Origin of the sequence: Saccharopolyspora mangrovi, from assembly GCF_035320975.1 — a bacterium.
Classification (GTDB): Bacteria; Actinomycetota; Actinomycetes; order Mycobacteriales; family Pseudonocardiaceae; genus Saccharopolyspora; species Saccharopolyspora mangrovi.
In genome coordinates this window covers 109,249-132,945 of sequence record NZ_JAWLNX010000008.1, presented here as the reverse complement: position 1 = coordinate 132,945, position 23,697 = coordinate 109,249, and the positions used below count along the sequence as shown (strand labels likewise).

The following is a 23,697-nucleotide window of genomic DNA, read 5'->3' as shown; positions in this document are numbered from 1 at the left end:
AGAACCACGTCGGCTTCCCACTGCCGGGGGTACTCCTGCTGCGGCCCGGCCTCCTCTCCCAGCTCTTCGTCCACTCCGGACACTCCTCAGTCGCGACTGTCAGCCGGGTCCAGCCCGAGCAACGGGAAGACCGCATGCCGGGCGTCGCGGATCGCGGTGTCGACCGCCGAAGCGGTCACGCCGGTCCAGCGTTCGAACGACGGGTCCGCCCCGTCCGACATCGACGTCGGCATCGGCACGTTCTGCGCACGCCGGACGGCGTGCGCGATCCAATCCTCGGGGATGGTCGTCTCCGGCGCGATGTCCCGGTTCAGCAGAGTCGCCAGCAGGTGGGTCCAGGCCCTGGGCACCACGCGGAACAGCGAGTAGCCCCCGCCGCCCAGCGCCAGCCACTTGCCACCGGCGTGGTTCTCGGCCAGTTCCCGCAGGTTCTGGTAGGTGGCGCGCTGCCCGTCGACGCTCAGCGACAGGTCGGCCAATGGGTCGTCGCGGTGCGCGTCGGCGCCGCACTGGGTGACCAGCACCTGCGGCCGGAACTGCTCCAGCACCGAGGGCACCACGGCGTGGAAGGCGCGCCGCCAGTCCGCGTCACCGGTGCCCGGTGGCAGCGGGATGTTGACCGCCGTGCCGTCGGCGCTGCCCCGGCCTACCTCGGTGGCGAAGCCGGTGCCCGGCCACAGCGTCACCGGGTGCTGGTGCAGCGAGATCGTCATGACGCGCGGGTCGTCGTAGAAGGCGGCCTGCACGCCGTCACCGTGGTGCACGTCGATGTCGAGGTAGGCGATGCGCTCGACGCCCTGCTCCAGCATCCAGGCGATGGCCGCCGAGCAGTCGTTGTAGACGCAGAACCCCGCCGCGTGGTCGGCCATCGCGTGGTGCAGCCCGCCGGCGATGTTGACCGCCCGGTCGGCGCGGCCGGTCACGATCTGCTCGGCGGCCTTGATCGACGCACCGGCGATCAAGGCCGACGCCTCGTGCATCCGGTCGAAGATCGGGTTGTCGTCGGTGCCCAGTCCGTGACCGACTTCCCAGCCGCCCATCGGCGCCGAGCGGACGGCGGCCATGTACTCGGCCGTGTGCACCCGCAGCAGATCCTGCTCGGCGGCCGGCTCAGGCTTGATCGTCTCGACGCCGTCGAGCACGCCGAGCGAGTCGGCCAGCCGCATCGTCAGGTCCAGGCGGATCGGATGCAGCGGATGCTGCCCGCCCAGGTCGTACTCGAGGACCGACTCGTCCCAGACCACCGCCAACTGAGAACCCATGAGCGGGACGCTACCCGCCGGAAGCCCACCGCCACAGGGTCTCGGCCGTCCGACCCGCCGAACCGGATCGATCTCGCGAGGCCTCAGCCGGGCTCGGATCCGGTGGCCGCCGGCCGCGCCGGGTCGGCCGCCCAGTTCGACCACGAGCCCGCGTAGAGCGCTGCCGGGCGGCTCGCATCGGCGATGCCCGCGTGTTCCAGGGCCAGCAGCACCGAGCAGGCCGTGACCCCCGAACCGCAGTAGGCCCCGACGGCGTCGTCGCCGGTGACGCCCAGCGCGGCGAAGTGCTCGGCCAGCTCCGCGGGCGAACGCCACCGGCCCGTCTCACCGGTGTGCTCGCTGAACGGCGCGTTGCGCGCCCCGGGCACGTGACCGGCGCGCGGGTCCATCGGTTCCACCTCGCCCCGGTAGCGCTCGGGTGCCCGGGCGTCGAGCAGCACGCCCTCCCGGGCCAGCTCCGCGGCCTGGCCCGCGTCGATCACCGGCATCGCACCGGCCCGCACCCGGAAACCGCCGTCACCTGCTCCAGGGACCTCGGTGGTGGTCGGCTTGCCCTCGGCCGCCCACGCCGCATAACCACCGTCGAGGACGGCCACCGAGCGGTGACCCGCCCAGCGCAGCAGCCACCACGCGCGGGCCGCCGCCGAACCGTTGTCGGCGTCGTAGACGACCACCGTTCGGTCGGCGTCCACCCCGGCGCGGCGCAGCACCTCCTGCAGCACCGCCGGGTCGGGCAGCGGGTGCCGTCCGGACGGCCCCGGTTCGGCTGCCAGCTCGGTGTCCAGATCCACGAAAACCGCTCCGGGCAAATGCCCCTCGGCATAGGCCTCCCGGCCCGGTGGGCCGAGCAGCGACCACCGCACATCGAGCAGTGTCGGGTGCGGGTCCGCACCCAGCGCGGCCATGAGATCATCGGTACTGATCAAGGGATGCATGACGGCCTTTCGAAGCCCGCCGACGAGGTCGGTCGACAATCCTGGCTGTCAACTCCCCGGCCACTGACCGTTGTCGCTGGCAGCGACTAGCATCGTGGTTGGGACTTGAATGGGGAGCCGACGTGAACGATCTCATCGATACCACTGAGATGTACCTTCGCACCATTTACGACCTCGAGGAAGAGGGCGTGGTGCCGCTCCGGGCCCGCATCGCCGAGCGCCTGGAGCAGAGCGGACCGACCGTGAGCCAGACGGTGGCCCGCATGGAGCGCGACGGGCTGCTTACGGTCGCCGAGGACCGCCACCTCGAGCTGACCAAGGCCGGCCGCGCCCGGGCGATCAGCGTGATGCGCAAGCACCGACTCGCCGAACGGCTCCTCGTCGACGTGATCGGCCTCGAGTGGGAGCACGTGCACAACGAGGCGTGCCGCTGGGAGCACGTGATGAGCGAGGCCGTCGAGCGCAAGCTCGTCAAGCTCCTCGGTGGCCCCACCACGTCTCCCTACGGCAACCCCATCCCCGGTCTCGACGACCTCGGTGTCGATCACGTCGACAGCGCCGTCGAAGGCGAGCTCCAGCGGGTCGACGAGATCGCCCGCAACGGCGGTGGCCGCGCGGTCATCCGCCGGATCGCCGAGCACGTGCAGCTGGACCCGGACCTGATGACCGACCTCAAGGAGGTCGGCGTGGTGCCCGGCAACGAGGTGGAGATCATGTCGGTGGTGGGCGCGAACAAGCCGATCGAGGTGCGCGGCCAGAACGGCACCGCAGAGCTGACCTCCAGCATCGCCCACGCTGTGATGGTGACCGCCAAGTGAGCGTCTCGAACCGCGCGGCAGAGCTCTTCGCCGCTGAGCACGGCCGCGCGCCCAGCGCGGTGTGGTCGGCCCCCGGCCGGGTCAACCTGATCGGTGAGCACACCGACTACAACGACGGTTTCGTGCTTCCGATGGCGATCCCGCACCGGGTGGCGGTGGCCATCGGACCGCGTGACGACCGCAAGCTCGTGGCCACGACGCTGGGCGATGACGGCAAGCTCCACCAGGCGGAGGAAGTGGTCGTCGACGACCTCGCTCCCGGCTTCCCCACCGGCTGGGCCGCGTTCCCCGCAGGCGTCGCATGGGCGCTTCGCGAAGCCGGTCACGCCGTTGCCGGCCTGGACCTGATGATCGTTGGTGACGTCCCCACCGGCGCGGGCCTGTCCTCCTCCCACGCGCTGCAGTGCGCCCTCGCGCTGGCGCTGCTTGATCACCTGGGCCTGGCGCCGGGCAAGCCGGACGCGCCGAGCCTGGCGGAGATCGCGCGGCTGGTGCAGCGATCGGAGAACGACTACGTCGGGGCCCCCACCGGCCTGCTCGACCAGACCGCGTCGCTGCGCTGCGTCGAGTCCAACGTGCTGTTCTTCGACGTCCGCTCCGGCGAAGCCGAGCAGGTCCCGTTCGACCCGCGCATCGCAGACCTCGAACTGCTCGTGATCGACACACGCGCGAAGCACTCGCACAGCGAATCCGGTTACGGAGAACGCCGGAAGGGCTGCGAACGGGCGGCGGACCTGCTCGAGGTGAAGGCGCTTCGGGACATCTCGGCGGAGCAGCTGCCGACGGCGCTTCAGGAGCTTCCGGACGAGCTTCAACCGCTGGTCAAGCACGTGGTCACCGAGAACGAGCGGGTGCTGTCCACCGTGGAGCTGCTGCGTTCCGGCCGGTACTCCGAGATCGGGCCGCTGCTCGGCGCCTCCCACGCCAGCCTCCGCGACGACTACCGCATCTCCTGCCTGGAACTCGACGTCGCAGTGGACGCAGCGGTGCAGGCCGGCGCACTGGGGGCGCGGATGACCGGCGGTGGCTTCGGCGGATCGGCGATCGCGCTGATCTCCACTTCGGACCGGGAGCGGATCGAGTCCGCCGTCCGGGCCGCGTTCGCGGAGCGGAGCCTGCCCGAGCCGCGCGTGTTCATCGCGATACCCTCCGCCGGTGCGGGACGGGATCAGTGACGCTCGGGTCGTCGGCCTCCGCTTCCCGCCCAGTCGACTAGTTTTCCCACGGAAGGCAGTACGCAGTTGAAGCTCCTGGTCACAGGCGGTGCCGGTTACGTCGGAAGCGTGTGCGCAGCACGCCTGGTGGAGGCGGGCCACGAAGTGGTCGTGGTCGACGACCTGTCCACTGGGCACGCCGACGCGGTCCCGGACGGCTGCAAGTTCGTCGAGGCCGACATCGCCTCGGCGGCCGGTGAGCTGCTCGCGGAGCATTTCGACGGCGTGCTGCACTTCGCGGCCAAGTCGCTGGTCGGCGAGTCGATGGAGGATCCGCAGAAGTACTGGCAGGGCAACGTCGTGACGTCGCTGCGCCTGCTGGACGCGATGCGCGAACACGGCACGCCGCGCCTGGTGTTCTCCTCGACGGCGGCGACCTACGGCGAGCCGGAGGTCTCCCCGATCACCGAGGACCTGCCGACGCGGCCGACGAACACCTACGGTGCGACCAAGCTCGCGATCGACCACGCGATCACCTCCTACGCGACCGCGCACGGCATCGGCGCGGTCAGCCTGCGGTACTTCAACGTCGCCGGGGCGCACGGGGCCTTCGGCGAGCGGCACACCGTCGAGACCCACCTGATCCCGATCGTGCTGCAGGTGGCGCTGGGCCAGCGCGAGCAGGTGCAGATCTTCGGCGAGGACTGGCCGACCGAGGACGGGACCTGCGTCCGCGACTACATCCACGTCACCGACCTCGCCGACGCCCACCTGCTGGCGCTGCAGAACGCGACGGGCGGACAGCACCGCATCTACAACCTGGGCAACGGCACGGGCTTCTCGGTCAAGCAGGTCATCGACACCTGCCGCGAGGTCACCGGGCACGCGATCCCGGCGAAGGTCGCACCCCGACGGGCAGGCGACCCGGCGACGCTGGTCGCCTCCAGCGCGCGTGCGCGGGACGAACTGGGGTGGCAGCCGCAGCGAGCCGACCTCGGCGTGATCGTCGGCGACGCGTGGGAGTTCACCCGCGCCCGCCACACGGCCTGAGCGCTTCTTCCGCGTCTTCGCGCACATCAGCAGGCTCCGTCCTCGTCGAGCAGGAGCTGGACGTCGTCGGCCGAGTGACGGGCGATGACGGCCAGCTCCGCGGGCGGGATTCCGGCGTCCATCGCCTGCCGCATCAGGGCGCCGAGGTTGTGCCCGGGCTTGGCGTGCTCGATGCGCTCCAGGGCGACGCCGGCGAGCGCGCCCTCACCGCGCACGTAGGCCGAGAACGCCAACAGGGCCGCGACCTCGACCAGCTCCGGTTCGGGGGCCTTGCGCACCAGCGTCAGCCACAGCTCCTCGGCCGGTCGGGCCAGCTCGCTGAGCGCGGTGCCCATCACGATGTCGCGCACCCGGATGTCCGCGACCGCCTGCAGCACGCCGAGGAGGTCGTCCTCGGTCAGCGCGGAGCCGGCGGCGATGCGCTGGATGGCCCCGAAGACCTTGCGCACGTCCTCGGTGACCCGTGACGGGTCGTAGGAGTCGATGGTCTCCTCGGTCAGGGCGTCGAGCTTGGCCGACCAGCGGTTGACCACCGCTTCGGATTCGGGTGCGACGAGTTCGCGCAGTTCTTCCTTGCTGCCGAAGGTCACCGATCCTTCGGCGGCCATCACCGCGCCCATCGGGGACTCCTTCGGGTCCGCGACGACGCCCCGGCAACTCTCGTCGTAGTAGCACTGCCACGGTTCGCCGACCGCGACCTGCGGGACGTGCAGCGCGTGGGCTGTCACGATCCCGGCCTGGAACAGGGTTTTCCGGACGACGTCGACGAGGTCGAACATCGGCGGCCCGCAGTCGGAACCGGTCTCATCGCTCTCGTGGCACTTGCCGCTGCAGCTCTCCGGGCACCCCTCGTAGTTGGGTTGGTTGCCGACCACGACCATGATCACGCCCTCGGCTCGCTGCCTGCTCAGCGGTCCGTGGAGCAGGTGTTCGCCGAACAAGCAGATCTGCGAGGGGCACGGCAGGTCCATCCGCATGCTCGCGCCGAACTTCGGCGTGCTGGTGAGGTCGTGCAGCGTGAGCAGGACGAAGGAGTTGGTCGGGTGGAACCCGAGCATGTGGGGTAGCGCGGCGAGCACGTCCCCGGGCTCGCTCAGGGAGATCTCGGTGTTCAGTCGCGTTGTCATGCCCCAACGATGGGGACGAAAACCCGCTCGGCGAAAGCGGATTCGCAAATCTTTGGACAACTTCGTCCGCTGTGGACGAATCAGCGTTGAAACCCTTGAAACCACACCGATCGGCGACGATCAACCGGACGAATCCGGCCACCCCATCGGGCATCACTGCGGGTGATTCCAACGGATTTCGTGAACAGACGTCACGAAATCCGTCCGACGGCCGGCAACGAGATGCTGGTTCGCGCCAGGTCCAGCCGCAGCCCCACCCCGGGATCGGGTCGCAGCGTGAAGTCGTGGTCGCTGGAGAGCACCACGACGCCGAGCCGGTGCCCCGGCGCGAACACGTAGTCGTCGGGCTGCATGGCCACGTCGATCGCGTAGTTCTGCCCGGGCTCGATCGGCGTGGTCCGGTCCAGCGCCTCCCGGTTCTGCGGGTCCGCCCAGCCGCGGGTGACGACCGAGACCGAGCCGTCCGGCGCCTGGTCCACCAGCAGCGCGGTCACGTTGGCGGCCGGCCGGTCGAAGCTCAGCGCCAGCTTCGCCCGCACTTCCCCGCTGATCCGGGCCTGCCCGGCGAGCGGTTCGGTGAAGAAGGCCAGCCGGTTCGGCGAGCTCGGTGCCGCCGCGAGGTCCTCCGCCAGCAGTCCTGCGTCGTCGGTGAGGCCCTCCACGGCCCGCTCAGCTGGGGCTTCAGCGCTCAGGCCACCTCGCTGCGACCCGCCCGCAGTCGGGCGCAGCACCGTCTCAGCCACCTCCGGCGCGGGCCACTCGGGCTCCTCGGTCCAGCTGCCGTCCTCGCGCTGCACCGTCGCGCGGGGCTCGTCCTCGACACCGTTGGGCACGCCGTGGAGGTAGCGGGTGAACCAGCGGTTGAGCGTGCGCAGCCACTCCTGCTCGTGCAGCTTGATCGGGTCGGTGTGACCGGACTGGTGCCACCAGATCTTGTGCGGGACGTCGTGCTCTCGCAGCGCCCGGTACCACTGGGCCGCCTGCCTGGTCTTGACGTTCCAGTCGTTGAGGCCGTGCACCGACAGCACTGCGGCGTGCACCTCGTCGACGTCGTCGAGGTAGTTGCGCTCGTCCCAGAACCGGCTGTAATCGCCGGTGACGCGGTCCTGCTCCGCGGTCAGTTCGTCAATCACCGGACGGCAGGGCTCCCGGTCGGCGCGGGTGTGGACGTACTTGGCGAGCACGTCGGCGTCCTCGCCCTGGTAGCCGCCGGGGGCGACCACGGCTCCGTCGGTGCGGTAGTAGTCGTACCAGTTCGAGATCGCCCCGATCGGCACGATCGCTTCCAGCCCCTCGACACCCGTGGAGGCCACCGCGTTGGGCAGCGTGCCGTTGTAGGAAACGCCCATCATGCCGACCTTGCCGGTCGCCCAGCCCGCTTTCACGGGCCCACCACCGGCGTCGTGACCAGCGGCGCGACCGTTGAGCCAGTCCACCACGGACTTGGCGCCGATCGTCTCGTTCTCGGCGCCGGTGGTCGGGCAGCCGGTGGACGCACCGGTTCCCAGCGACTCCGCGTAGACCACGGCGTAGCCCCTGGCCAGCAGGTACTGCTCGTAAGCCCAGTCGATCTCGGCGGCCACCGCGATCCGCTCGTCACCGCCGGTGCTGCGCATCGTCCGCTGCCCGGGCGGCTGCTCCGGCACGTGCAGCTCGGTGTCGACGTTGTGGTTGGGCACCTCGTTGCCACCGGAGAAGTACGGGCTGACCTGGTAGACCGCCGGAACCCGCACGCCCTGCCCGGACTCCTTCGGCCGCACCACCTGGACGTGCACCCGGTCCTGCTGACCGTCGCGGTCGCTGTCGACCGGCGCGGTGACGAACAGGTCCTGCCGCACCGCCTGAGCCGGGTCGAAGACCGGTTGCGCCTCGCCATCGGCGAACACCGGGCCCTGCGGCGGTTGGGCCGCAGCCGTGGAACCGATCAAGGGCAGGGCGATGACCGCCGCGAGCAAACCCGTCCGAACGCGCCGCATGCAGGGCTCCCGAAGCTGGAAGGAGGACGACACCAGCACTTTTCTTAGCGCGAAATCGGAAGTCAATCACCACCGCGGCGGGTTCACGCCAGAACCACCCGGGCGGCAGTAAGGTCGAAGCATCCGAACCGGAACCAACGAGGAGTTCGCATGTCGATTCCGTCCAGCCTGCTGACCTCGGCCGGGTTGATCGGTGGCTTCGCGGTCGCGCGCGCCTCCCAGCACCGGCACTGGGGCGGAGTCGTCGCGGCGGGTGCCGGCCTGGGCGCGATGGAGATCTGCCGCCGCCGTGCGGGCGTCGCCCCCGCCCTGGCGCTGGGCGCCACCTACGGAACCGCGCTCGCCGGCTCGCATCCGCTGGCCAAGAAGATCGGTGCCTGGCCGTCGGTGCTCGCGGTGACCGCAGCGACCGCGACAGCTGCCCACCTGCTCAGCCGCCGCTGAGGAACTCCTCGAACGTCACCCGTCCCACCGCCCGGTCCGGCGCCAGGTTGGCGCCGGACCGGAGCGCGCGGAAGACCGAACCGGGCGGACGCAGCCGCAGCACCCGACGACGCAGTCCATTGGCCAGGAGATATGCCCTGGTCAAGTCTTCGTGGCTGCGCACCTGCGGGCCTGCCATGTCCGGGACCCGGCCGGCGGGATCAGCACCGGCCAGCTCCGCCAGTCGCTCGGCGACCTCGCGCACCGAGATCGGCTGGAAGCGAACCCCGGACAGGGCCGCGATCACCGGCGAACGGCGTTGCAGCGCGCTGATCTTGGCGATGAGGTCGTGGAACTGCGTGGTGCGCAGGATGGTCCACGGCAGCCCGGACTCGATCATCAGGCGCTCCGCTTCGAGCTTCGCCCGGTAGTAGGGCAGCGGCACCTGCTCGATTCCGACGATCGAGATGTAGACCAGGTGCGGTTTGCCCGCTCGGCGAGCGTGTTCGACCAGGTTCCGGGTCGCCTGCACGTCCTGCCCGCTGTTGGTGGTGGCGCAGTGCACGATCACCTCCGCGCCGGACACGGCCTGCCTCAGCCCCTGCCGGGTGCGCAGGTCACCGACCACCCGGCCGGAGCCGGGACTCCTGCTGAGCACGGACACGTCCTCGCCGGCGTCCCGCCGCCGCCGCACGAGCGCGCTGCCGAGCGTTCCGGTGCCACCGGTGACCAAGATGGGCTCGCCCACGGTTTCGGTCCTCTCCTTCGAAGTGACACCGAGCAGACGAGTCGGGCGTCCCGGACGTGACGCCATGACCTGCGAAATCAGGTGATCCACGTCATACCTGAGCGGGGCGGAGTTGGCTTGGTCGCAGGTCGTCCGCACAAAGCCAGGCACAAGGACTAGGCTGTTTCCTGCTCGTTACCCGATACGGCGAAGGATTCAACCGGTGCCCGATCCAGCTTCAACCATCGAAGAGCTGACCGCCCAGCGCGACCGCGCCCACCAGGAGTTCGCAGATCTCGTGGCGCGTGGCCTGAAACTGGATATCACCCGAGGAAAGCCCTCGCCGAAGCAACTCGACCTCTCCAACGAGCTCCTCGACCTCGGCAGCGGCACCGACGCCAACGGCGCCGACCTGCGCAACTACGGTGGCCTCAACGGCCTGGTGGAGCTGCGCGAGATCTTCAGCGAAGGTCTGCAGGTCCCGGTCGACCAGCTGCTGGCCGCGGGCAACTCCAGCCTGGAGCTCATGCACGACGCGCTGGTGTTCGCGCTGCTCAACGGCGTTCCCGGCGGCTCGCAGCGCTGGGTCGCCGAGCCCGAGATCGCGTTCCTGTGCCCGGTGCCCGGCTACGACCGCCACTTCGCGCTCTCCGAGCGCCTCGGCATCAAGATGATCAACGTTCCGATGACGCCGGACGGCCCGGACATGGACGTCGTCGAGCAGCTGGTCGCCGAGGACTCCCGGATCAAGGGCATCTGGTGTGTGCCGAAGTACAGCAACCCGGACGGCACCGTCTACTCCGACGAGACCGTGCGGCGGCTGGCGGCGATGCGCACGGCTGCTCCGGACTTCCGGATCTTCTGGGACAACGCCTACGCGGTGCACCACCTCACCGACGACGAGGCCGAGATCGCCGACCTGCTGGCGCTGTGCGCCGAGAACGGAAACGCGGAGCGCGCACTCGTGTTCGGCTCCACCTCGAAGATCACGTTCGCCGGTGCGGGCGTGGCGTTCTTCGGCTCCTCGCCTGCGAACATCGAGTGGTGGCTGGCCTCGACGTCCAAGCGCAGCATCGGCCCGAACAAGGTCAACCAGCGGGCGCACGCCCGGCTGCTGCGCGACGCCGCAGGCCTGCGCGAGCACATGCGCAAGCACGCCGCGCTGATCCGCCCCAAGTTCGAAGCCGTGGACAAGATCCTCAGCGCCGAGCTGGGCGGCACCGGCCTGGCCAAGTGGAGCAACCCGGTCGGTGGCTACTTCATCAGCCTGGAAGTTCCCGAGGGCTGCGCCAAGGCCGTCGTCGCCAAGGCCAAGGAAGCGGGCATCGCGCTCACCCCTGCCGGTTCGACCCACCCCTACGGTGACGACCCCGCCGACTCGGTGATCCGCATCGCCCCGACCTTCCCCGAGCTCGCCGACGTCGAGGCCGCCACCGCCGGCCTGGCCGTCTGCGTCCGCTTGGTCGCCACGGAGAAGCTGCTGGCTGCGAAGCAGTCCTGATCCGAACACGACGAAGGCCGGTGCGGTCCCTCGGAATCGCACCGGCCTTCGGTCGTCGCTGCCGCGTTTCAGCTGGAACCCTCGTCTTCGAGGACCAGCGGCCAAGCGTCTTCGTAGCGAACCCCGGGTTGGGGCGGAACCGGTTCACCCGTGTTTGGGTCGACGCAGCCGATGTCGAAGGCCTCGGCCGCGGTGACCGGCGTGATCGTGCCGTCCTCGATGAACCAGCCGTAGACGTGCTTGACCAGGACCTCGCTGCCCTGGGAGTCGGTGAACGCCACCTCGGTGCTCAGCACGTGCAGGACGAGCGAGACCAGCGATCCCTCCTCCAGCAGCACGTCCAGGTAGTGCTCGGCCTCGGCGTCCTCCAGAACCAGCTCACCGCGGTGATCCACGGCCACCAGGGTCGTCACGGACCGGTCCGGAAGCCCGGTCACGGTCACGACGTGAACCCCAGGTGCCGCGAAGAGGACCGCGTTCTTCAGCAAGCTTCGTGCCCGCATCTCCACCTCCGCTTGTGTCGGTGTGGAAGAGCGTGCCGAACCGGAGCCTCTCCGCCGGTCCTCTCGCGAGCCCCGGCTCGCGGACGTCCCCTGAACGTGCGCGCACGCGCTGGGCAAACGCGAAGAGCGTTGACACGAAAGAAGTCCGGGGTGGGTGTGTTGGCCACACCCACCCCGGACTCCGGTCATTCAGCCTTCAGGCTCAGCTGCAGCCCGAGGTGGAACCGCACCCCTCGCAGAGGTAGCAGGAGCCGGACGGGCGCATCTTCGTGCCGCAGGTCATGCACAGCGGCGCGTCGGCGGCCTTGCCCAGCTGCAGCTCGAGCAGCTCGGTGGAGCTACCCGCGCGGACCTCCTCCCTGGACTCGGACTTCTCCTCGGCCTTGGTGTAGTCCACGGTGGACCGCATGGTGTCCAGGTCGACGTTGTCCGAAGCCGCGGCCGGCTCGGTGTTGTTGACCTGGGCTTCCCGCTCGTCGACGGTGAAGATGCCCAGCTGGGCGCGCTTCTCGTAGGGCAGGTAGTCCAGCGCCAGGCGGCGGAACAGGTAGTCCAGGACGCTGCTGGCCATCCGGATGTCCGGGTCGTCGGTCATGCCGGCCGGCTCGAAGCGCAGGTTCTGGAACTTCGAGACGTAGAACTCCAGCGGGATGCCGTACTGCAGCCCCACCGAGATCGACATCGAGAACGCGTCCATCACACCGGCCAGGGTCGAACCCTGCTTGCCGAGCTTGACGAAGATCTCGCCCAGCCCGTCGTCCGGGTAGGAGCCGGCGTGCAGGTAGCCCTCCGCGCCGCCGACGGTGAACGACACCGTCTGGCTCGGGCGCTTCTTCGGCAGGCGCTTGCGGACCGGGCGGTACTCGATCTGCTTCTCGACCACCTTCTCCGACTCGCCCTTGTCACCCTTGCCGGCGGACAGCGGCTGGCCGACCTTGCAGTTGTCGCGGTAGATCGCCAGCGCCTTCAGGCCCAGCTTCCAGCCCTCGAAGTAGAGCTCCTCGACCTCTTCGACGGTCGCCGACTCCGGCATGTTCACCGTCTTGGAGATCGCGCCCGAGATGAACGGCTGCACCGCGGCCATCATCCGCACGTGGCCCATCGGGGCGATCGAGCGCTCGCCCATCGCGCAGTCGAAGACCTCGTAGTGCTCCTGGCGCAGACCCGGCGCGTCGACGACGTGGCCGTGCTCGGCGATGTACTCGACGATCGCCTCGATCTGCTCTTCCTGGTAGCCCAGCGCCTGCAGGGCGCGCGGCACCGTCTGGTTGACGATCTGCATCGAGCCGCCGCCGACCAGCTTCTTGAACTTCACCAGGGCCAGGTCGGGCTCGACACCGGTGGTGTCGCAGTCCATCATCAGACCGATCGTGCCGGTGGGGGCCAGCACCGACGCCTGGGCGTTGCGCCAGCCGTTGCGGTTGCCGATCTCCAGCCCCTGCTGCCAGACCTCGGTGGCCAGCTTGTGCACGGTCTTGTCGTTGTGGTGGTAGGTGCGCACCAGGTCGTTGGCCGCGGCGTGCTTGCGCATGACCCGCTGGTGGCCCTCGGCGTTGCGGGCGTAGCCCTCGTACGGGCCGACGGCGCCGGCCATCTCGGCCGAACGCTTGTAGGCGGTGCCGGTCATCAGCGAGGTGATCGCCGCCGCCAGCGCACGACCGCCGTCGGAGTCGTAGGCGTGGCCGGTGGCCATCAGCAGCGCGCCGAGGTTGGCGTAGCCGATGCCCAGCTGGCGGAACTTGCGGGTGGTGACGCCGATCGACTCGGTCGGGAAGTCCGCGAAGCAGATCGAGATGTCCATCGCGGTGATGACGAACTCGACGGCCTTCTCGAACAGCTCCGCGTCGAAGGTCAGGTCCTCGCGCAGGAACTTCATCAGGTTCAGCGAAGCCAGGTTGCAGCTGGAGTTGTCCAGGTGCATGTACTCCGAGCACGGGTTGGACGCGGTGATCCGGCCCGTCTCCGGCGAGGTGTGCCAGTCGTTGATCGTGTCGTCGTACTGGATGCCCGGGTCGGCGCACTCCCACGCGGCCTTGGCCATCTTGCGGAACAGCTCGCGGCCCTTGACGGTGTCGATGACTTCGCCGTCGGTGCGGGAGCGCAGGCCGAAGTCGCCGTCGCTCTCGACCGCGCGCATGAACTCGTCGGAGACGCGCACCGAGTTGTTGGCGTTCTGGTACTGCACCGAGTTGGCGTCCGCACCACCGAGGTCCATGTCGAACCCGGCGTCGCGCAGCGCGCGGATCTTGTGCTCCTCGCGCGCCTTGGTCTCGATGAACTCCTCGACGTCGGGGTGGTCGACGTCGAGCACGACCATCTTGGCCGCCCGGCGGGTCGCGCCACCGGACTTGATGGTGCCCGCGGAGGCGTCCGCGCCGCGCATGAACGAGACCGGCCCGGAAGCGGTGCCGCCGGAGGACAGCAGCTCCTTGGAGGAGCGGATGCGGGACAGGTTCAGCCCGGCGCCCGAGCCGCCCTTGAAGATCAGGCCCTCTTCCTTGTACCAGTCGAGGATCGATTCCATCGTGTCGTCGACCGACAGGATGAAGCAGGCCGAGACCTGCTGGCGCGAGCTGGTGCCCACGTTGAACCAGACCGGCGAGTTGAAGCTGAAGACCTGGTGCAAGAGCATGTAGGTCAGCTCGTGCTCGAAGATCTCCGCGTCGGCGTCGGTCGCGAAGTAGCCGTTCTCGACACCGGACGCGACGTAGGTCTTCACGACCCGGTCGATCAGCTGCCGCAGGCTGCTCTCGCGCTCATCGGTGCCGACGGCACCGCGGAAGTACTTGCTGGTGACGATGTTGACCGCGTTCAACGACCAGAAGTCGGGGAACTCGACCCCGCGCTGCTCGAAGTTGATCGAACCGTCCCGCCAGTTGGTCATCACCACGTCGCGGCGCTCCCACTTGACGTCGTCGTAGGGGTGCACCCCCTCGGTGGTGTAGACGCGCTCAACCCGGATGCCCTTGCGGGCACCTGCTTCCGGCTCCCCCGCTGCGCCGGCCGGGCTACCGACGGTCTCTGTCATGACCTGCCCCTTTTCCTTCTTCATCGCTCGCTCAGTCGCTCGTCGCGTTTGATCGGCCCCGTCCGGGCTCCCCGTCCGGTTCGGTCGTGACTCTGTGCTCTTCGGCGTCCCCGCCCGGGAAGCCGAATGGCGTTTCGCGCTTCCGCCCCCTCTGCGGGACGCGCGCCGTCGCGGCTTGCTCAACCGCCGCTCTCCACGTCTTGTTCCTCGCCGTCCCGCCGGATCTCCCTCGCGTCCCGCAGGTCGGCTATTTCCTTCTCGAAGTCCTCCACCGAGGAGTACGCGCGGTAGACGCTGGCGAAGCGCAGGTAGGCGACTTCGTCCAGCTCCCGCAGCGGACCGAGGATGGCCAGCCCGACTTCGTGGCTCGGCAGCTCGGCGACGCCGGAGGACCGGATCGCCTCCTCGACCTGGTGCGCCAACTGCTGCAGTGCGTCCTCTTCTACCGGACGCCCCTGACAAGCGCGGCGCACGCCGGTCACCACTTTCTCCCGGCTGAAGGGCTCGGTGACGCCCGACCGCTTCACGACCGACAACACCAGTTCTTCGATGGTCGTGAACCGGCGACCGCACGTCGAGCACGAACGCCGACGACGGATCGCCTGGCCGTCCTCGACTTCGCGCGAGTCCACGACCCTGGAGTCATCGCCGCGGCAGAACGGGCACCGCACCGGCCATGCACCCCCCTTCCCCCTGGGTGGTCACCGACCGACTCCCACCAGCCCGCGACCACGTACGCCCATGAGGTACCCACAAAGCTGGAAGCCCAATCTGTGGACTAACCACACGGACGTAACTACTAGATGTTGTGGTCGACTTTAAACCTGCGCCGGACCGCGTTGCAAACCGACACACCTTTGTCGCCCGGCCGGATGACGCACCCCTCGCCCCAGCTGCGAAAACCCGGCGGACCACAACATCTAGTGGTTCGGTCAGCTACCGACCGGCACCACCAGGTGACGACCCGCTTCCGCCGCAGTCGTCCCGAGACCGTTCAGCTCGACGATGCGCTCGACCACCGCGCGGGGGTCCTCATCGGGCGCCGTCCGCGTCGCGATGCCCCAGAGAGTGTCCCCCGTTCGCACCTGCACAACGGTGGTACCTCCCGTCACCGGCGCGTCGCCCGACGCGAAGAGCCCCACCAGCACCACGACGAGGAAGACGGCCGCTGCGATGCCACCCAGGACCAGCCACTCGCCGAGTCTGCCGACCTCGCGGCCTGGTCGGACGCACGATCTGGCCCCGGCGACGCGGCCACGACCGGTCGCCTCAATCACCCGCCCATGTGGGCGACGGTCCTCCGCGCGACGTCGCGGCGACACGATCGGTTCGACTTCCGGCCGAACGGCGAGCGACTCCCGCTCAACCGGCCGAACCCGCCGTACTGTGTCGATGAACGTGGTCATGTCGCCTCCCGCGCGGAACCCATGATCGAAAGGTTGTTCGATCGAACCTCCGTGCGATTGTGTACCAAGAGTGGCCTTCAACGCGAGACCCCGGGCCTGAAATTAACTCGAACAGGTGTTTGATCTCTGTGTTTCTCGCGTCTACTGTGGAAAGCGAGCGGCCGACAGCGGTCACCGGCGACCAGTTCCGGGGCGGCGTGCCGTTCGACCGAGAGCAGCACCGCAGTTCACACGGATTCAGGAGGCAGCGGTGGCGAGAAATGCGACCGGCTCTATCGGGGGCCGCGTACACGACATCAAGGACTCCCCTGCCGAGGTGGACACAGTGCCCGAACAGGCCACCGCGGCCGAGGAGCTCAGCGACCGCCAGCTGAAGGTGCTGGAAGCCATCCGCGAGTGGATGAGCGAGCACGGCTACCCACCCAGCGTCCGGGAGATCGGCGACGCGGTCGGGCTGACCTCGACCTCGTCGGTGGCCTACCAGCTGCGCGTGCTGGAGCGGAAGGGCTTCCTGCGCCGCGACCCGCACCGGCCGCGCACGGTGGGCGTGCTGGTCGGCGGCGAGTCCGAGAACGAGACGCAGACCAAGCCGGCCTACGTGCCGGTCGTCGGCCGCATCGCGGCAGGCGGGCCGATCCTCGCCGAGGAGTCCATCGAGGACGTCTTCCCGCTGCCGAAGGAGATCGTCGGCGACGGAACGCTGTTCCTGCTGAAGGTCGTCGGTGACTCGATGGTCGACCTGGCCATCACCGACGGCGACTGGGTCGCGGTGCGCCAGCAGCCAGATGCCGACAACGGCGAGGTGGTCGCCGCGATGATCGACGGCGAGGCCACGGTCAAGACCTTCAAGCGCACCGACGAGCACGTCTGGCTGATGCCGCACAACTCGGCGTACGAGCCGATCCTGGGTGACGACGCCCAGATCCTCGGCAAGGTCGTCGCGGTCCTCCGCCGCCTCTGAGCGAGGCGGTCAGGCCTTCCTGCGGCGCCAGCCGATGAAGTAGACCAGCAGGGCGGCGATGACACCGGCGAACAGCAGTGCGCGACCGGTGGACGTGCCGTCCTCCTCGGTCGCGGGCTGAGCTTGGTCGGCGTCGCCGCCGGGAGCCGGTTGCCCGGTGGTCTCGGCCGACGGACTCCCGTCGGCGCCGGAGACGCGCCGGATCGGCTCGTTGCCCTCTGAACCTGACAGCAGGCTGCCGCCGGGTTCCCAGGCGATCGCTTCGCCCTGCTCCTCGTCCGGCAGCGGAATCCGCACGGGTTCGCCCTTGAGCGCTTCGAGCACGTCGCCGTTCGGCGACCGGTAGACGTAGGCCTCGGTGTAGGTGCGCAGCGCCACCAGCGTGCCGTCCTGGCTCACCGAACCACCGGTCACCAGGACCGAACCCATCGAGCCGTCGAGCGGCCCGCCAGGTGTCTTGGTCGCGCGCAGCGACACCGAGCCGACCCGTTCCATCGGGACGGTCTCGTTCGGGTCCAGCGGCCGCGCAGGCCGGTAGATCCCGGCCCAGCCGAGGGGCTCCTTGGTGACGATGTGGGGCACCCCTGCCCGGTCCAGCAGCAGGGCTTCGGCGTCGTGCGGACTGTCCGGGTAGGACAACCGGTACATCGCAGCGCCACCGCCCGCGGGCAGCACGTGCAGCGCCACGTTCTTCCGGTTGTGCCGGTTGTCGCCGGTGTCGGCCAGCCACAGGGAGCCGTCCGGCGCCAGCGCCAGGTCCTCGACGTCGTAGGGGTTGTTCGAGCCGGTGCGCTGCGAACGCACCTCGCAGCTGGCCGGATCGAGCACGAACGCCTGCACCGACGAACCACCGTCGCCGACGGCGTACCAGTTGGCGCCGTCGGAGGCCAGCCCGGACAGCTCCGAGAGCTCGCCGTCCTCGACCGTGCAGAGCTCGACCGGCGCCGACTGCGCGTGCGCGGGCATGCCGGTGAGGACCGCGCACGCGGCGAGCAGCGCGGCCCCGGTCAGGCCGCCGACTCGGTCAGGCCGCACCGTTGGCCGCGAACGGCTCGAGCAGCGAGGCCAGGTCCGGGCGGACCTTGGCCTGGACGCGCGTGCCCTCCGGCGTGTGCTCCTCCACGACGACCTCACCGTCGTTGTGCAGCCGCGCCACCAGGTCACCCCGGGTGTAGGGGATCAGGGCGTCGACGAACACCTCGGGGCGAGGAAGCCGGTCGGCGATGATCTCGCGCAGCTTCTCGATGCCCTTGCCGCTGTGCGCGGAGACGAACACCGCTTCCGGCAGCAGGCGGCGCAGTTCGGCCATCCTGGTCGCGTCGATCGAGTCGATCTTGTTGACGACCAGCAGTTCCGGCGGCATCTCCGAGGAGTGCTCCTCGGAGATCTCGCTGAGCACCTCGCGCACCGCCGCGACCTGCTCGTGCGGCGAGGCCTCGGAGCCGTCGACGACGTGGACCAGCAGGTCGGCGCTGGCGACCTCCTCCAGCGTCGAGCGGAACGCCTCGACCAGCTGGTGCGGCAGGTGCCGGACGAACCCGACCGTGTCGGTGAGCGTGTGCGGCCTGCCGTCCGGGGTGACCGCCTTGCGGGTGGTCGGGTCCAGCGTGGCGAACAGCGCGTCCTCGACCAGCACACCGGCACCGGTCAGCGCGTTGAGCAGGCTGGACTTCCCGGCGTTGGTGTAGCCGGCGATGGCCACGCCGGGAATCTCGTTGGACTCGCGACGGCTGCGCTTGGTGCCGCGGACCGTCTTCATCGCGGCCAGTTCCTTGCGCAACTTGCTGATGCGCTTGTGGACGCTCCGGCGGTCGGTCTCCAGCTTGGTCTCACCGGGACCGCGGGTGCCCACACCGCCGTTGGCGCCCGCCCGGCCACCGGCCTGACGGGACATCGTTTCACCCCAACCGCGGAGGCGGGGCAGGAAGTACTGCAGCTGAGCGAGCTCCACCTGCGCCTTGCCCTCCTTGGAGCGGGCGTGCTGGGCGAAGATGTCGAGGATCAGCGCGGTGCGGTCGACGACCTTGACCTTGAGCTTCTCCTCCAGCTGCCGCAGCTGGCCGGGCGAGAGCTCACCGTCGCAGATGACGGTGTCAGCGCCGTTGGCGGCGACCAGGTCGCGCAGCTCGCGGACCTTGCCGGAGCCGACGTAGGTGCCCGGGTCGGGCCGGTCGCGGCGCTGGATGATGCCTTCGAGCACCTCCGAGCCCGCGGTCTCGGCGAGGCGGGCGAGCTCGGCCAGCGAGGCGTCGGCGTGCTCGGCGTCGCCCTCGGTCCAGACACCCACCAGCACGACGCGCTCCAGGCGCAGCCGCCGGTACTCGACCTCGGTGATGTCCTCGAGCTCGGTGGACAGACCGGAGATCCGGCGGAGCGAAGCGCGCTCCTCCAGCTCCATCTCACCGGTGGACGGTTCGTCTCCGGTGAGGATCGGTTCGAAGTCGTCGGCGTCGGCCATGTCCTGCTCCAACGCCGCGTCGCGGTCGAGCTCTGGGGATGCGGTCAAGGAATCTCTCATCTCAGGGTCAGTGTCCCACGCTGCGCCACCCATTTTCACGCACAGCGCTTGCCTGAGCCCGTCCGCGCAGCGCTGGACTGCGGGTTCGGGCTCGTCGAGGAGGTCGTCACGGGTTCTGCCACCAGTCGGCGTCGAGCCGCCCGCCGCCGACGAGCACGGCGGGGCCGGTCAGGGTTGAGCCGCTCACGGTGATCTCGACCTCGACGGTGCCGCCGGGGACGTGCACGATCCGGCGACCGGTGTGGTGACCTGCGGTGTGCAGGGCGGCGGCGGTGGCGGCGACCGTGCCGGTGCCGCAGGAGCGGGTCTCGCCGACCCCGCGTTCGTGCACGCGCATCCGCACCTCCTCGCCGCCGAGCGGCCGGACGAACTCGACGTTCACGCCCTCCGGGAACAGGTTCGCGTCGTGCGGCGGGGCGGTCGTGAGGTCCAGCGCGTCGAGGTCGTGGTCTCCGACGCAGGCCAGGTGCGGGTTGCCGACGTCGACGGCGACGCCGGAGAAGTGCACGCCGGCCACGGTCGTGGCGGATTCGCCGAAGATCTTGGCCTGGCCCATCTCGACGGTCACCCGGCCGTCGTCGTGGGTGCGAACCGGCCGGATGCCGGCGCGGGTGCCGACCGGCAGGTCGCCGGGCCGGGCGAAGCCGGATTCGACCAGGTAGCGGGCGAAGACCCGCACGCCGTTGCCGCACATCTCGGCGATGGAGCCGTCGGCGTTGCGGTAGTCCATGAACCACACGTCGTACGGGACGTCGGCGGGGGCGTCGGGCAGGTTGCCCGCTCGGATCACGCGCAGCACGCCGTCGGCGCCCAGGCCGCGCTGCCGGTCGCACAGCGCGCGCACCCGGTCGTCGGTGAGCTCCAGCTCACCGTCCGGGTCGGGCAGGATGACGAAGTCGTTCTGGGTCCCGTGGCCCTTGATGTACTCGGGTCCTCCGAAGGCGTGCACACCGCCAGTCTACGGATTCACCAGGGCAAGGACATCGTCGGCAAGCGCGGGTCCGGCGGCGTCGAACCAGTGGATGCGCTCGTCGCGGCGAAACCACGAGCGCTGCCGCCGGACGAAGCGGCGGGTCAGGCGCGCGGTCTCGGCCGCCGCGGCGGTCATGTCGTCCGCGCCGTCGAACTCGGCCAGGACCTGCTGGTAGCCCAGGGCCCGGCTGGCGGTGCGGCCGTGCCGGAGCCCCTGCTCCTCCAGTCGCCGCACCTCCTCGGCCAGGCCAGCGTCGAACATGCGGGTCACGCGCTCGTCGACGCGGTCGTCGAGGTCCTCGGCAGGCCGGTCCAGTCCCACGAGCACGGTTCCGTAGCGGGGCGGCCCGGGGGTGGGCAGGTTCGCCGAGAACGGCCGGCCGGTGATCTCGATGACCTCCAGCGCGCGCACGATGCGCCGCCCGTTGCTGGTCAGGATGGCCGCCGCCGCGGCGGGGTCGAGTTCGGCGAGCCTGCGGTGCAGCGCCACCGGCCCGAGCCGGGCCAGCTCGTCCTCGTACTTCTGCCGCACCTGCGGGTCGGTTCCGGGGAACGACAGGTCGTCGACCACGGCCTGCACGTAGAGGCCGGACCCACCGACCAGGATCGGGGTGCGACCGCGCGCGAGGACGTCCTCGACGGTGGCGCGGGCCGCGCGCTGGTACGCGGCGACCGAGGCGGTTTCGGTGACGTCGAGGACGTCGAGCTGGTGGTGCGGGACGCCGCGCCGCTCCTCGACCGTGAGCTTGGCGGTGCCGATGTCCATCCCGCGGTAGAGCTGCATGGCGTCGGCGTTGATCACCTCGCCGTCGAGCCGTTCGGCGAGTTCCACGGCCAGGTCTGACTTGCCGGTCGCGGTCGGCCCGACGACGGCGACGGGGTGCGGGAGTGAGGACACACCTGAACTCTAGGAGCTCCCCCGGCCGGTCAGACCTCCCTGGTCCAGGTGGCGACGTTGTATGTCACGCCGAACGGGGTGGCCGAGTAGAGGAGTTCACCCCTCCAGGTGCCCTCGGTGACCACACCCGGTAGCACCTGCAGAGCCTCCCGGGGGACGCCGAGTTCCGCGCAGAGCTCGGGGTCCAGAGCCTGCAGGGTCTCGGCGTCGACCTCGGCCAGCGCCTCGGCCAGCCGGTCGTCCAGGGGCTGGGCGCGCGGGTCGGGCGCGTGCGGGGAGCGCTCGTCGGCGCGGTTGGTGCCCTCGGCGAGGACGAGCAGCGCCGTGCCGGTACCGGCGAGCTCGGAACCCAGGTCACGGCATTCCTCGGCCGGTGTGCCGGGGGCGAGCAGGCGCACCTCGACGGCGCGGGCACCCGCCTGCTCGCGCAGCAGTCCGGCGATCAGCGCGGGCAGCGGCAGGCGTGGGTCCGGCTCCGCCGATCCGCCGAGCGAGACCTGGACGTCGCGGCCGAAGCCGGCGAAGGTGCCCGCGGTGTCGGAACTGAATCGGATCGGGCCGGATTGATCTACGCCAACGACCACCCATTCGGCGCTCGAATCCGCCAGACTGGACACGGCGCGCAAACAGGCGCCCCGCAACCGCTCGGTTTCGGCATCGGCCCGCACGGTCAGCGCGGGAACCAGCAGCGGCGGGTACGGAACGACGGCGACACGGGTGATCACATCCGTGCACGTTATGAGGTCACGGACGAGTTGGCTGCAGCAGGTGGCCGCACACCGCGGCGGGACGAACCGGTGCGAGGCACCGGCACCCTGCTCGCTGCCGCCAGGTGGGTGACCGATGACAATGACGCCGTGCAGGTCATGCCGCCGCGAGGTTTCAGCCGGACACCGATTCGGGCGTGGAGTACCGGATCGGCTGTTGACCTGTTTGAATGCGCCAGCGGAGGCCGGACCATCCGACGGTTCGGGCTGACGCTTGCTGGGCCCCGCGCATGCGGGGCGCCCGTGCCGGACACGGGCATCGGAGCGGGCACGCAAGGAGGAAGCCGGCCATGACGCACCAGGACACGACCCCCGAGTCGGTCGCCAGCAAGGCGGTCGCGGACTCGACCAGCAGCAACACCGGGTCACCCGCGGTCGCGCCCGCAGTACCGAAAGCTTCCGCGGATCCGGCCAAGTGGGGCCGGGTGGACGCCGACGGCACGGTGTACGTGAGCACCGCCGACGGCGAGCGGGCAATCGGTTCCTGGCAAGCCGGTGATGCGGCCGAAGGCCTCGCCCTCTACGCCCGCAAGTTCGACGACATGGTCACCGAGGTGGAGCTGCTGGAGACCCGGCTGGGCACCCACGCCGGCGAGCCCAAGCACACCCTGACCAGCGCGAAGCATCTTCAGGAGTCGTTGACCGAGGCCGCGGTGATCGGTGACCTGGCAGCGCTGAGCGCCCGCATCGAACACCTGTTGGCCCGTGCCGAGGAAGCCGTCGAAGGCGCCAAGCACGAGAAGGAGCGCGCCCGCGCCGAGGCGATCGCCCGCAAGGAGGTGCTGGTCGCCGAGGCCGAGGAGATCGCCCACGAGTCGACGCACTGGAAGTCGGCGGGTGACCGGCTGCGGCAGATCCTCGAGGAGTGGAAGAAGGTCCGCGGCGTCGACCGCAAGACCGACGAGCAGCTGTGGCGGCGGTTCTCCAAGGCCCGCGACGCCTTCAGCCGCCGACGCGGCTCGCACTTCGCCGAGCTGGACCGGCAGCGCGCGGCGTCCAAGGCCCGCAAGCAGGAGCTGGTCGAGGAGGCCGAGGCGCTCACCGAGTCCAGCGACTGGGGCGAGACGGCCAACCGCTACAAGCAGCTCATGGCGGAGTGGAAGGCCGCCGGGCGCGCGCCGAAGGACAGCGACGAAGCCCTGTGGCAGCGCTTCCGCACAGCGCAGGACCGGTTCTTCAGCCGCCGTTCGGAGGCGTTCTCCGAGCGTGACGCCGAGTTCGCGGCGAACGCCAAGCTCAAGGAAGAGCTGCTGGTCGAGGCCGAGCAGATCGACCCATCAGCGGATCTCAAGGCCGCTCAGGCCCAGCTGCAGCGGGTGCAGGAGCGCTGGGACGAGATCGGCAAGGTTCCGCGCGAGCGGATGCGCGAGCTGGAGGGCCGGCTGCGCGCGGTGGCCGACAAGGTCCGCGACGCCGTCGACGCCCAGTGGCGCCGCACCGACCCGGAGGCTCAGGCCCGGGTCGACCAGTTCCGCGACCGGGTGGAGCAGTTCGAGGCCCAGGCCGAGAAGGCGCGCGCGGCGGGTGACGAGCGCCGGGCGAAGAAGGCCGACGAGCAGGCCGCGCAGTGGCGCGAGTGGCTGCACGCGGCCGAGCAGGCCATCGCAAGCCGCTGATCTGCAGAAACGACGACGCCCGCGCCGAGTTCGGTGCGGGCGTCGTGCGTGTTGG

Annotated in this window: 21 protein-coding genes; 7 read left to right on the top strand and 14 right to left on the bottom strand. The window is 69.9% G+C overall.

What is annotated here, in order from left to right:
- Positions 1 to 86: 86 nt before the first annotated feature.
- Entirely contained in the window at positions 87 to 1,262 is a 1,176-nt protein-coding gene (locus R4I43_RS13835) for an acetoin utilization protein AcuC (protein ID WP_324266015.1), read from the bottom strand.
- An 83-nt stretch (positions 1,263 to 1,345) separates the two neighbouring features.
- Complete coding sequence (locus R4I43_RS13830) at positions 1,346 to 2,197, bottom strand: sulfurtransferase (RefSeq protein ID WP_324266014.1); 852 nt, start codon at positions 2,195 to 2,197, stop codon at positions 1,346 to 1,348.
- A 122-nt stretch (positions 2,198 to 2,319) separates the two neighbouring features.
- Here R4I43_RS13830 and R4I43_RS13825 point away from each other — a divergent pair, with 122 nt between their 5' ends.
- From R4I43_RS13825 to galE, 3 genes are all read left to right on the top strand, one after another.
- The gene (locus tag R4I43_RS13825; RefSeq protein WP_324266013.1) at positions 2,320 to 3,015 is read left to right on the top strand and encodes a metal-dependent transcriptional regulator; all 696 of its coding nucleotides are present in this window, start codon (positions 2,320 to 2,322) and stop codon (positions 3,013 to 3,015) included.
- Positions 3,012 to 4,190 (top strand): galactokinase, encoded by a 1,179-nt coding sequence (galK, locus tag R4I43_RS13820; protein WP_324266012.1) that lies wholly within the window; start codon positions 3,012 to 3,014, stop codon positions 4,188 to 4,190. The genes R4I43_RS13825 and galK overlap by 4 nt, the downstream gene beginning before the upstream one ends.
- Before the next feature lie 66 nt (positions 4,191 to 4,256).
- Complete coding sequence (galE, locus tag R4I43_RS13815; RefSeq protein WP_324266011.1) at positions 4,257 to 5,219, top strand: UDP-glucose 4-epimerase GalE; 963 nt, start codon at positions 4,257 to 4,259, stop codon at positions 5,217 to 5,219.
- Positions 5,220 to 5,245: 26 nt separating this feature from the next.
- Here the strand turns inward: galE and R4I43_RS13810 are convergent, their stop codons facing one another.
- Positions 5,246 to 6,346 (bottom strand): DUF4192 domain-containing protein, encoded by a 1,101-nt coding sequence (locus R4I43_RS13810; RefSeq protein ID WP_324266010.1) that lies wholly within the window; start codon positions 6,344 to 6,346, stop codon positions 5,246 to 5,248.
- 191 nt (positions 6,347 to 6,537) lie between these two features.
- Positions 6,538 to 8,322, bottom strand: a complete 1,785-nt coding sequence (locus tag R4I43_RS13805; protein WP_324266009.1) for a Xaa-Pro dipeptidyl-peptidase — start codon at positions 8,320 to 8,322, stop codon at positions 6,538 to 6,540.
- 150 nt (positions 8,323 to 8,472) lie between these two features.
- Between R4I43_RS13805 and R4I43_RS13800 the strand changes: the two genes are divergently transcribed.
- Positions 8,473 to 8,766: a hypothetical protein gene (locus R4I43_RS13800; RefSeq protein WP_324266008.1), complete on the top strand. Its 294-nt coding sequence runs from the start codon at positions 8,473 to 8,475 to the stop codon at positions 8,764 to 8,766.
- Here R4I43_RS13800 and R4I43_RS13795 read toward each other — a convergent pair.
- On the bottom strand, positions 8,753 to 9,493 hold the full coding sequence (locus tag R4I43_RS13795; protein WP_324266007.1) for an SDR family oxidoreductase: 741 nt from the start codon (positions 9,491 to 9,493) through the stop codon (positions 8,753 to 8,755). The genes R4I43_RS13800 and R4I43_RS13795 overlap by 14 nt on opposite strands.
- 202 nt (positions 9,494 to 9,695) lie before the next feature.
- Here R4I43_RS13795 and R4I43_RS13790 point away from each other — a divergent pair, with 202 nt between their 5' ends.
- Positions 9,696 to 10,973 (top strand): aminotransferase class I/II-fold pyridoxal phosphate-dependent enzyme, encoded by a 1,278-nt coding sequence (locus R4I43_RS13790; RefSeq protein WP_324266006.1) that lies wholly within the window; start codon positions 9,696 to 9,698, stop codon positions 10,971 to 10,973.
- 68 nt (positions 10,974 to 11,041) lie between these two features.
- Here R4I43_RS13790 and R4I43_RS13785 read toward each other — a convergent pair whose 3' ends face one another.
- From R4I43_RS13785 to R4I43_RS13770, 4 genes are all read right to left on the bottom strand, one after another.
- Positions 11,042 to 11,476 carry a hypothetical protein gene (locus R4I43_RS13785; protein WP_324266005.1) on the bottom strand — a complete coding sequence of 145 codons (435 nt, stop codon included), beginning with the start codon at positions 11,474 to 11,476 and terminating at the stop codon, positions 11,042 to 11,044.
- A gap of 202 nt (positions 11,477 to 11,678) precedes the next feature.
- Complete coding sequence (locus tag R4I43_RS13780; RefSeq protein WP_324266004.1) at positions 11,679 to 14,504, bottom strand: vitamin B12-dependent ribonucleotide reductase; 2,826 nt, start codon at positions 14,502 to 14,504, stop codon at positions 11,679 to 11,681.
- Positions 14,505 to 14,683: 179 nt separating this feature from the next.
- Positions 14,684 to 15,175 carry a transcriptional regulator NrdR gene (gene nrdR, locus R4I43_RS13775; protein ID WP_324266003.1) on the bottom strand — a complete coding sequence of 164 codons (492 nt, stop codon included), beginning with the start codon at positions 15,173 to 15,175 and terminating at the stop codon, positions 14,684 to 14,686.
- Positions 15,176 to 15,436: 261 nt separating this feature from the next.
- Positions 15,437 to 15,910 carry a LysM peptidoglycan-binding domain-containing protein gene (locus R4I43_RS13770; RefSeq protein WP_324266002.1) on the bottom strand — a complete coding sequence of 158 codons (474 nt, stop codon included), beginning with the start codon at positions 15,908 to 15,910 and terminating at the stop codon, positions 15,437 to 15,439.
- 295 nt (positions 15,911 to 16,205) lie between these two features.
- Between R4I43_RS13770 and lexA the strand changes: the two genes are divergently transcribed.
- Positions 16,206 to 16,871: a transcriptional repressor LexA gene (lexA, locus tag R4I43_RS13765; protein WP_324266160.1), complete on the top strand. Its 666-nt coding sequence runs from the start codon at positions 16,206 to 16,208 to the stop codon at positions 16,869 to 16,871.
- Positions 16,872 to 16,880: 9 nt separating this feature from the next.
- On the opposite strand, the gene R4I43_RS13760 is transcribed toward lexA, so the two are convergent.
- The 5 genes from R4I43_RS13760 to R4I43_RS13740 form a co-directional block, all read right to left on the bottom strand.
- Complete coding sequence (locus R4I43_RS13760) at positions 16,881 to 17,906, bottom strand: SdiA-regulated/phytase-like domain-containing protein (protein ID WP_324266001.1); 1,026 nt, start codon at positions 17,904 to 17,906, stop codon at positions 16,881 to 16,883.
- Complete coding sequence (gene hflX, locus R4I43_RS13755; protein WP_324266159.1) at positions 17,896 to 19,329, bottom strand: GTPase HflX; 1,434 nt, start codon at positions 19,327 to 19,329, stop codon at positions 17,896 to 17,898. The genes R4I43_RS13760 and hflX overlap by 11 nt, the downstream gene beginning before the upstream one ends.
- Positions 19,330 to 19,495: 166 nt before the next feature.
- Positions 19,496 to 20,338 (bottom strand): diaminopimelate epimerase, encoded by an 843-nt coding sequence (dapF, locus tag R4I43_RS13750; RefSeq protein ID WP_324266000.1) that lies wholly within the window; start codon positions 20,336 to 20,338, stop codon positions 19,496 to 19,498.
- Between the two features lie 9 nt (positions 20,339 to 20,347).
- On the bottom strand, positions 20,348 to 21,259 hold the full coding sequence (miaA, locus tag R4I43_RS13745; protein ID WP_324265999.1) for a tRNA (adenosine(37)-N6)-dimethylallyltransferase MiaA: 912 nt from the start codon (positions 21,257 to 21,259) through the stop codon (positions 20,348 to 20,350).
- 29 nt (positions 21,260 to 21,288) lie between these two features.
- Positions 21,289 to 21,984, bottom strand: a complete 696-nt coding sequence (locus R4I43_RS13740) for a class III extradiol ring-cleavage dioxygenase family protein (RefSeq protein WP_324265998.1) — start codon at positions 21,982 to 21,984, stop codon at positions 21,289 to 21,291.
- Positions 21,985 to 22,316: 332 nt separating this feature from the next.
- On the opposite strand from R4I43_RS13740, the gene R4I43_RS13735 reads away from it, so the two are divergent.
- Positions 22,317 to 23,642, top strand: a complete 1,326-nt coding sequence (locus R4I43_RS13735; RefSeq protein ID WP_324265997.1) for a DUF349 domain-containing protein — start codon at positions 22,317 to 22,319, stop codon at positions 23,640 to 23,642.
- Positions 23,643 to 23,697: the final 55 nt, after the last annotated feature.

Coding starts and splice junctions, on each gene's coding strand:
- R4I43_RS13800 (WP_324266008.1), top strand. CDS start 8,473: ATGTCGATTCCGTCCAGCCTGCTGACCTCGGCCGGGTTGATCGGTGGC.
- R4I43_RS13785 (WP_324266005.1), bottom strand. CDS start 11,476: ATGCGGGCACGAAGCTTGCTGAAGAACGCGGTCCTCTTCGCGGCACCT.
- R4I43_RS13810 (WP_324266010.1), bottom strand. CDS start 6,346: ATGACAACGCGACTGAACACCGAGATCTCCCTGAGCGAGCCCGGGGAC.
- R4I43_RS13770 (WP_324266002.1), bottom strand. CDS start 15,910: ATGACCACGTTCATCGACACAGTACGGCGGGTTCGGCCGGTTGAGCGG.
- R4I43_RS13780 (WP_324266004.1), bottom strand. CDS start 14,504: ATGACAGAGACCGTCGGTAGCCCGGCCGGCGCAGCGGGGGAGCCGGAA.
- R4I43_RS13835 (WP_324266015.1), bottom strand. CDS start 1,262: ATGGGTTCTCAGTTGGCGGTGGTCTGGGACGAGTCGGTCCTCGAGTAC.
- R4I43_RS13830 (WP_324266014.1), bottom strand. CDS start 2,197: ATGCATCCCTTGATCAGTACCGATGATCTCATGGCCGCGCTGGGTGCG.
- R4I43_RS13805 (WP_324266009.1), bottom strand. CDS start 8,322: ATGCGGCGCGTTCGGACGGGTTTGCTCGCGGCGGTCATCGCCCTGCCC.
- hflX (WP_324266159.1), bottom strand. CDS start 19,329: ATGGCCGACGCCGACGACTTCGAACCGATCCTCACCGGAGACGAACCG.
- R4I43_RS13735 (WP_324265997.1), top strand. CDS start 22,317: ATGACGCACCAGGACACGACCCCCGAGTCGGTCGCCAGCAAGGCGGTC.